Genomic DNA, 8,398 nt, shown 5'->3' with positions numbered 1-8,398 from the left:
GGGACTTGTCCCCGAAGGCGTTAGCACAAGCGGCGTTAATTTCAGCTTCTCTCGCTGTCCGACCAGCCGCCTTCGGGGACAAGTCCCCTCCTACGGATCCGGTAAAGCCGCTATCCTGCCCCCTTCAATCCCGTCCTGAAGGTTATGTTGCGGGAGTTGATTCGAGAGAAGTGAGGTGCCACGGCACCGAAACCGGTAGGAGGGGACTTGTCCCCGAAGGCGTTAGCACAAGCGGCGTTAATTTCAGCTTCTCTCGCTGTCCGACCAGCCGCCTTCGGGGACAAGTCCCNAGGCGTTAGCACAAGCGGCGTTAATTTCAGCTTCTCTCGCTGTCTGACCAGCCGCCTTCGGGGACAAGTCCCCTCCTACGTATCCGGCAAAGCCGCTATCCTGCCCCTTCAATCCCGTCCCGGAATCGAGCCCGCCGATGCTTGAAGTAAAAAACGTCTTCAAGAGTTATCCCACCGCCCAAGGCCCACTGGCGGTGTTGCGTGGGGTTGATCTGCGCCTGGAAAACGGCAGCAGCCTGGCGATGATGGGGGAATCGGGCAGCGGCAAAAGTACCTTGCTGCATCTGGTGGCCGGGCTGGATCAGGCCGACAGCGGGTTGATCGAGATCAGCGGCCAGCGTCTGGATCGCATGAACGAAGCACAGTTGGCGAATTGGCGGCGTACCGAAATCGGCCTGGTGTTCCAGCAGTTCAACCTCATCGGCAGCCTGAAAGTCGAGGACAACCTGGCGTTCCAGGCGCGGCTGGCCGGGCGCTATGAGCCCATGTGGCAGGCGCAACTGGTGGAACGCCTGGGCCTCGGCGATCTGCTCAAGCGTTATCCCGAGCAACTGTCCGGCGGGCAACAACAGCGCGTGGCAATCGGCCGGGCGCTGGCGTCGCGTCCAGGGTTGCTGCTGGCCGACGAACCCACCGGCAACCTCGACGAAGCCACCAGCGACGAAGTCCTGCAATTGCTGCTGGATCTTTTACAGGACAGCCCGACCAGCCTGTTGATGGTCACGCACAGCCCACGGGTTGCCGAGCGCCTGGCGCAGAAAGTGGTGTTGCATCTGGGTCGTCTGGCGGCCGAGAGCGAGCGCTGAGATGCGGGTTTTCTACTGGGCATTGCGCGCCCTGCTCAGCCACTGGCGCCGTCATCCGGTGCAATTTTTCAGTGTGCTGACCGGTTTGTGGCTGGCCACCGCGCTGCTCACCGGCGTGCAGGCCCTCAACAGTCAGGCACGACAAAGCTATGCCCAGGCCAGTCAACTGATTGGCGGCGAGCCGCAGACCAGTCTGTCCACCGCCAACGGCGCGGCGTTTACTCAGGATCTGTTCATCAGTCTGCGACGCGCGGGCTGGCCGGTATCGCCGGTGGTGCAAGGTCGAATCGCCCTGCAAGGCCTGGAACAGCGCCGTGTGCAGGTGATGGGCATCGAGCCGGTTTCCCTGCCCGCAGGTTCCGCGCTGGCCGGACAAACCCTGGACATGACGCAGATCGTCGCCTTCTTCACCCCGCCGGGGCGCACCTGGATCGCGCCGCAAACCCTCGAAGCGCTGGGCCTGCACGAAGGGCAACAACCCTTGACCGCAGGCGGGCAAGCGTTGCCGCCGCTGCACAGCCAGATCGGCATGGCGCCGGGCGTGTTGTTGATGGACATCGGCTTCGCGCAACCGCTGCTCAATCTGCCTGGGCAAGTTTCACGACTATTGGTGGACAAGGAATTCGCCGCTGGCAATCCGGCTCTGCCACCTGAACTGAACGGCCAACTGCTGCTGAAGAAAAGCGGCGAAGAAAACAATCTGGCGCGCCTGACCGAAAGCTTCCACTTGAACCTCGACGCGCTGGGTTTCCTGTCGTTTGTGGTCGGCCTGTTTATCGTGCATGCCGCCATCGGCCTGGCCCTTGAGCAGCGTCGCGGGCTGCTGCGCAATTTGCGCGCCTGCGGGGTCAGCGCTCGTTTACTGATCACCACGCTGGGCTTCGAACTGGGCGTGTTGGCGTTGCTCGGCGGCGTGTTGGGCGTGGCCAGCGGTTATTGGCTGGCGAGCCTGCTGCTGCCGGATGTGGCGGCCAGCCTGCGCGGCTTGTACGGCGCGGAAGTCGCCGGCCAACTGACGCTGAGCCCGTGGTGGTGGCTGAGTGGTCTGGGCCTGAGCGTGCTGGGCGCGTTGCTGGCTGGCGCGAACAGTTTGCTGCGTGCTGCACGCATGCCTTTGCTGGCCTTGGCAAATCCCCAAGCGTGGCATCAGGCCCATGGCCGCTGGCTGCGGCGTCAAGCCTGGGTGGCGGGCGGCGCGGCAGTCATCGCCTTGGCTGCATTGATCCTGGGTGACAGCCTCACCAGCGGTTTTGTGCTCATGGCAGCGCTGTTGCTGGGCGCAGCGCTGGGTTTGCCAGTGTTGCTCAACGCCCTGATCAACCTGCTGTTGGGCCGCAGTCGATCCGTGCTGGGCCAATGGTTTCTGGCCGACTGCCGCCAGCAATTGCCAGCCTTGAGTCTGGCGTTGATGGCGTTGCTGCTGGCGTTGGCGGCGAATATCGGCGCGGGGAGCATGACGTCCGGTTTTCGCGCGACATTCGGCAATTGGCTCGAGCAACGCCTGACCGCCGAGCTGTACGTCACACCGCAAGAGCCCGCGCAAGCGCCGCAATTGCAGGCCTGGCTGAATCAGCAGCCCAGCGTCACCGCCGTCTTGCCCAACTGGCAAGTGTCGATTCAATTGCAGGGTTGGCCTGCAGACTTATTCGGCGTGATCGACCATCCAACTTACCGGCAGCACTGGCCGCTGCTTGAAGCGGCAGCGGGTGATCCCTGGGAGCAACTGGCCCGGCAGGACACGGTCATGGTCAGCGAGCAATTGGCCCGACGCCTGAAGCTGGGGCTGGATGATACGGTCAGCATCGCGACGCCCGATGGCCTGTGGTCGCCGCGCATCGTCGGCATCTACGCCGACTATGGCAATCCCAAAGGCCACTTGCTGGTCAATTCGCAACACTTTCTCAGTCACTGGCCGCAATTGGCGCCCACTCGTTTCAATCTGCGCATTGATCCTGCCGCCGTCCCGCCACTGGTGCGCGCGCTGCAGGATCGCTTCAAGCTGGACGACAACCACATCATCGATCAGAGCCAGCTCAAGGGCTGGTCGACGCAAGTCTTTGAACGCACCTTCGCCGCGACCGCAGCGCTGAACAGCCTGACGCTGGGGGTGGCGGGCATTGCGCTGTTCATCAGCCTGCTGACCCAGAGTCAAAGCCGCCTCGGCCAGCTCGCGCCGCTGTGGGCGCTGGGTGTGACACGACGGCAACTGATGCTGCTCAATCTGGGCCAGACCTGGTTGCTGGCGGTGCTGACCCTGGCGTTCGCCCTGCCGCTGGGCTTGCTGCTCGCCTGGTGCCTGGATGCGGTGATCAATGTGCAAGCCTTCGGCTGGCGGCTGCCATTGCAGATTTTCCCGGCGCAACTCGCGCAACTGGCGGCGCTGGCGCTGCTCGCTACCCTGCTCGCGTCGGCATGGCCGCTGTTCAAGTTGTACCGCACGCGGCCTGCCGATTTGTTGAGGACGTTCGCCAATGAGTCGTAACCTGCTGGCTATTATCCTCAGCGGCCTGTTGCTCGCCGCCTGCGACAAGCCCCCCGCGCCGCAAGAGGGTTTCGCCGGGCTGGCGGACAAGGCCGAGCAGTTTGCCCAAGTGACGCCGGGGCGGCCGTTCGTATTCCCGGCTGATCACGGCCCGCACGCCGGCTATCGGATTGAATGGTGGTACATCACCGCCAACCTCAAGGACGATCAGGGCCAGAGCTTCGGCGTGCAATGGACGCTGTTTCGCAACGCCCTGCGCGCCGGGCACAGCGGCACCGGCTGGAACGACGGCACGATCTGGATGGGCCACGCGGCGGTCACTTCGGCAACCCAGCATCACGCCGCCGAACGTTACGCCCGAGGTGGCGTCGAGCAGGCTGGCGTGAACACTGCACCGTTTGCGGCCTGGATCGATGACTGGGCACTGCGCAGCACTTCATCCGGGCAAGATCCGCTCGCTGCCATGGACTTGACCGCCAAAGGTCCGAACTTCGCTTATCAACTGCAGCTCAAGGCGCAAAAGCCTTTGGTGCTTCAGGGTGAACAAGGCTTCAGCCAGAAATCCGAGCAAGGCCAGGCGTCGTATTACTACAGCCAGCCGTTTTTCCAGACCGACGGCGAATTGCAAATCGACGGCAAGACCTATCACGTCAGCGGCCCGGCCTGGCTGGACCGCGAATGGAGCAGCCAGCCGCTGACCGCCAATCAAACCGGCTGGGATTGGTTCTCGGTGCATTTGGACGACGGCTCCGCACTGATGCTTTATCGCATGCGCCAGAAGGACGGCGAGCCCTACCTGACCGGAACCTGGATCGCGGCAGACGGCAGCACGCAGTTGTTGCACGCCGAGGACATCAGCCTGACACCGCTGCAAACCACGCAAGTCGCCGGGCACACGATGCCGACCCGCTGGTCAGTGAAAATCCCCGGCAAGGCCCTGGACATCACCACCACCGCGCTCAATCCCAAGGCGTGGATGGATTTGCGCATTCCGTATTGGGAAGGCCCGGTAACGGTCAGCGGCAGCCATCAAGGCGTCGGGTATCTGGAGATGACCGGGTATTGAATGGCCCATTCGCGGGCAAGCCTCGCTCCTACCGGTCCATAGGCTATTCCCGAATACCGTCCTTATAACCGATTGATCTAAAACTACCCCGTTTCACATAGGTCAGTTTCTGGGTGGCCGCATTTTCCGGCCACCTTCCCCAACGGAAACCCGGTAAGGACTTATGTGCGGATTAGCAGGCGAATTACGTTTTGATCATCAACCGGCGGATCTCGCCGCGGTTGAACGAATTACCCATGAGCTGGCGCCTCGCGGCCCGGATGCGTGGGGGTTTCACAGCCAGGGGCCAGTTGCCCTTGGTCATCGTCGATTGAAAATCATGGACCTGTCGGACGGCTCAGCGCAGCCGATGATCGACAGCCATCTGGGCTTGTCCCTGGCCTTCAACGGCGCGATCTACAACTTCCCGGAATTGAGGACCGAGCTGGAAGGCTTGGGTTATCAGTTCCATTCCGGCGGCGACACCGAAGTATTGCTCAAGGGCTATCACGCCTGGGGCGTAGACATGCTGCCCAAGCTCAACGGCATGTTCGCCTTCGCCATCTGGGAACGCGACACGCAAGAGCTGTTCATCGCTCGCGACCGTCTGGGCGTCAAGCCGCTGTACCTGTCGCGCACCGACAAACGCCTGCGCTTTGCCTCGACGCTGCCCGCGCTACTCAAGGGCGGTGATATCAGCGGCCTGCTCGACCCGGTAGCGCTCAATCACTACCTGAACTTCCATGCCGTCGTGCCCGCGCCACGCACCTTGCTGGCCGGTGTTGAAAAACTGCCGCCAGCCAGCTGGATGCGTATCGACGCAACGGGCAAGACCGAGCAGAAAGTCTGGTGGCGCCTGCCTTACGGCCCCCATGCAGACGAAACCAACCTGACGCTGGAAGACTGGCGCGACCGGGTGCTGGACAGCACCCGCGAAGCCGTGGCGATCCGTCAACGGGCGGCGGTGGATGTCGGCGTGCTGCTTTCCGGCGGCGTCGATTCAAGCATGCTGGTCGGCTTGCTGCGCGAAGTGGGTGTCGAGGATCTCTCGACCTTCTCCATCGGTTTTCAGGATGCAGGCGGCGAGCGCGGCGATGAGTTTCAGTATTCGGACCTGATCGCCAAGCATTACGGCACCAATCACCATCAATTACGGATTCAGGAAAGCGAGATCATCGAGCAACTGCCGGCGGCGTTCCGCGCCATGAGCGAGCCGATGGTCAGCCACGACTGCATCGCGTTTTATCTGTTGTCCCGCGAAGTCGCCAAGCATTGCAAAGTGGTGCAAAGCGGCCAGGGTGCTGATGAGCTGTTCGCCGGTTATCACTGGTACCCGCAAGTGGACGGCGCCAGCGATCCGGTTGCCGCCTATCGCGATGCTTTCGTAGACCGCAGCTACGACGAATACAAGGCCACCGTGCAGCCAAAATGGCTGACCGCCAATGACGCCGCCGGTGATTTCGTGCGCGAGCATTTCGCCCAGCCCGGCGCCGATGCAGCGGTGGACAAAGCCTTGCGTCTGGACAGCACAGTGATGCTGGTCGACGACCCGGTTAAGCGAGTGGACAACATGACCATGGCCTGGGGCCTGGAAGCGCGGACGCCGTTTCTGGATTACCGCCTGGTCGAGCTGTCGGCGCGCATCCCCGGCAAGTTCAAGCTGCCGGACGGTGGCAAGCAGGTGTTGAAAGAAGCCGCACGCATGGTCATCCCTTCCGAGGTCATCGACCGCAAGAAAGGTTACTTCCCGGTGCCGGGCCTCAAGCATCTGCAAGGCGATACCTTGAACTGGGTGCGCGAATTGCTGCTCGACCCGAGCCAGGATCGCGGCCTGTTCAACCCGACCATGATCGACAAATTGCTGACCGACCCTCAAGGCCAGTTGACCCCGCTGCGCGGCTCGAAACTCTGGCAGTTGGCGGCGCTGAACCTGTGGCTCAGCGAACAAGGACTTTGATCTGATGAAACAGAATTCGACGGCTTACAGCCAACGCCTGTTGCGCGGCCAATCGCCCTCGTATGAACGTCTGCAAGCGCGTCTGGCCGAAGATGGCAGCCCAGTCGATGCGCAACCGCTGGCGCTGCATTGCGGCTGGGGTCGGCTGTTGATTGGGCACACCTACGCGAACCCTGCGAGCCTGGCCAACGAGCTGCTCAATGAAAAACCCGGCGAACGCGACATCGCGTTGTACGTGGCCGCGCCGCAGCAAGTGCTGGCGCAGTCGCCACAACAGTTGTTCCTCGATCCCTCCGACACGTTGCGCCTGTGGTTCAGCGATTATCGGCCGGCCCAGCGGGTGTTTCGTGGTTTCCGCATTCGTCGGGCGCAGAACGACAACGACTGGCAGGCAATCAATAACCTGTATCTGGCGCGCGGCATGTTGCCGATTGACCCAGAACTGCTGACCCCGCGCCATCAGGGCGGGCCGGTGTACTGGATTGCCGAAGATGAAAGCAGCAACGCGGTGATCGGCAGTGTCATGGGCCTGAATCATCAAAAAGCTTTCAATGATCCAGAAAACGGCAGCAGCCTGTGGTGCCTGGCGGTTGATCCGCAATGCACGCGGCCCGGTGTCGGCGAAGTGTTGGTTCGGCATCTGATCGAGCATTTCATGAGTCGCGGCCTGAGTTATCTCGACCTGTCGGTTCTGCATGACAACGAGCAAGCCAAGGCGCTGTACGCCAAGCTGGGTTTTCGCAACCTGCCGACCTTTGCCATCAAACGCAAGAACGGTATCAACGAAGCACTGTTTCTCGGCCCTGGCCCATTGGGAGATTTCAATCCCTATGCGCGGATCATCGTCGAAGAAGCGCACCGGCGCGGCATTGAAGTTCAAGTGGACGATGCCGGAGCGGGCTTGTTCACGCTGGCCTATGGCGGTCGGCGGATTCGTTGTCGGGAATCCCTGAGCGACCTGACCAGCGCCGTGAGCATGACCCTGTGCCAGGACAAAAGCATGACCCATCGGGCGCTGAAAGCGGCCGGGCTCAACCTGCCCGCGCAACAGCGTGCAGGCGAAAACGAAGCGAATCTGGCGTTCCTTGAAGAGCACGGGCAGATCGTCGTCAAGCCATTGGACGGTGAGCAAGGTCAGGGCGTCGCGGTCAATTTGCGCACCCCGCAAGAGATGCACGACGCCATCGAGCGTGCGCGCCAGTTCGACTCGCGGGTGATTCTGGAAAGCTTCCACGAAGGCCTCGATCTGCGCATCGTAGTGATTGGTTTCGAAGTGGTGGCAGCGGCGATTCGTCGTCCGGCCGAAGTGGTCGGCGATGGTCGGCACACGATTGGCCAGTTGATCGAGGCGCAAAGTCGCCGTCGTTCAGCGGCTACTGGCGGCGAAAGCAAGATTCCGCTGGATGAAGAAACCGAACGCACTGTGCGAGACGCGGGTTTTACCTATGACAGCGTCCTGCCCATGGACCAGCGACTGGCCGTGCGCCGCACCGCCAACCTGCACACCGGCGGCTGCCTGGAAGACGTCACCGGGATTCTGCATCCGGTGCTCAACGACGCCGCAATCCGCGCGGCGCGGGCGCTGGACATCCCGGTGGTCGGCCTGGACCTGATGGTCCCGGCTGCCGATCAACCCGAATACGTATTCATCGAAGCCAACGAACGTGTTGGTCTGGCCAACCATGAACCGCAACCCACGGCAGAACGTTTCGTCGATCTGCTGTTCCCGCACAGTTTGCCTGTGCATTCGTAACCTGTAGGACCGGATTTATCCGGGAGTGTGTTGTGTCACGCATCCATGATGCTTGGCTGACCCAC

5 protein-coding genes are annotated in these 8,398 nt (G+C 62.1%); all 5 read left to right on the top strand.

Features of this window, described 5'->3' with window-relative positions:
- Nucleotides 1–427: 427 nt before the first annotated feature.
- On the top strand, nt 428–1,096 hold the full coding sequence (locus tag AFK24_RS00250; RefSeq protein ID WP_065831333.1) for an ABC transporter ATP-binding protein: 669 nt from the start codon (nt 428–430) through the stop codon (nt 1,094–1,096).
- Nucleotide 1,097: 1 nt separating this feature from the next.
- Nucleotides 1,098–3,578, top strand: coding sequence for an ABC transporter permease (locus tag AFK24_RS00245; protein WP_065831332.1), 2,481 nt, complete (start codon nt 1,098–1,100; stop codon nt 3,576–3,578).
- A complete protein-coding gene (locus AFK24_RS00240; RefSeq protein WP_065831331.1) occupies nt 3,568–4,644 on the top strand; it encodes a lipocalin-like domain-containing protein in 1,077 nt (358 codons plus the stop codon). Before AFK24_RS00245 ends, AFK24_RS00240 begins: the two co-directional genes overlap by 11 nt.
- A 163-nt stretch (nt 4,645–4,807) precedes the next feature.
- A complete protein-coding gene (locus AFK24_RS00235; protein WP_065831330.1) occupies nt 4,808–6,580 on the top strand; it encodes an N-acetylglutaminylglutamine amidotransferase in 1,773 nt (590 codons plus the stop codon).
- Between the two features lie 4 nt (nt 6,581–6,584).
- Nucleotides 6,585–8,333, top strand: coding sequence for an N-acetylglutaminylglutamine synthetase (gene ngg / locus AFK24_RS00230; RefSeq protein ID WP_065831329.1), 1,749 nt, complete (start codon nt 6,585–6,587; stop codon nt 8,331–8,333).
- Nucleotides 8,334–8,398: the final 65 nt, after the last annotated feature.

Origin of the sequence: Pseudomonas syringae (genome assembly GCF_001698815.1) — a bacterium.
Lineage (GTDB): Bacteria > Pseudomonadota > Gammaproteobacteria > Pseudomonadales > Pseudomonadaceae > Aquipseudomonas > Aquipseudomonas syringae_A.
The sequence above is the reverse complement of the archived record's forward strand: the minus strand, read 5'-3'. Positions and strand labels throughout refer to the sequence as shown.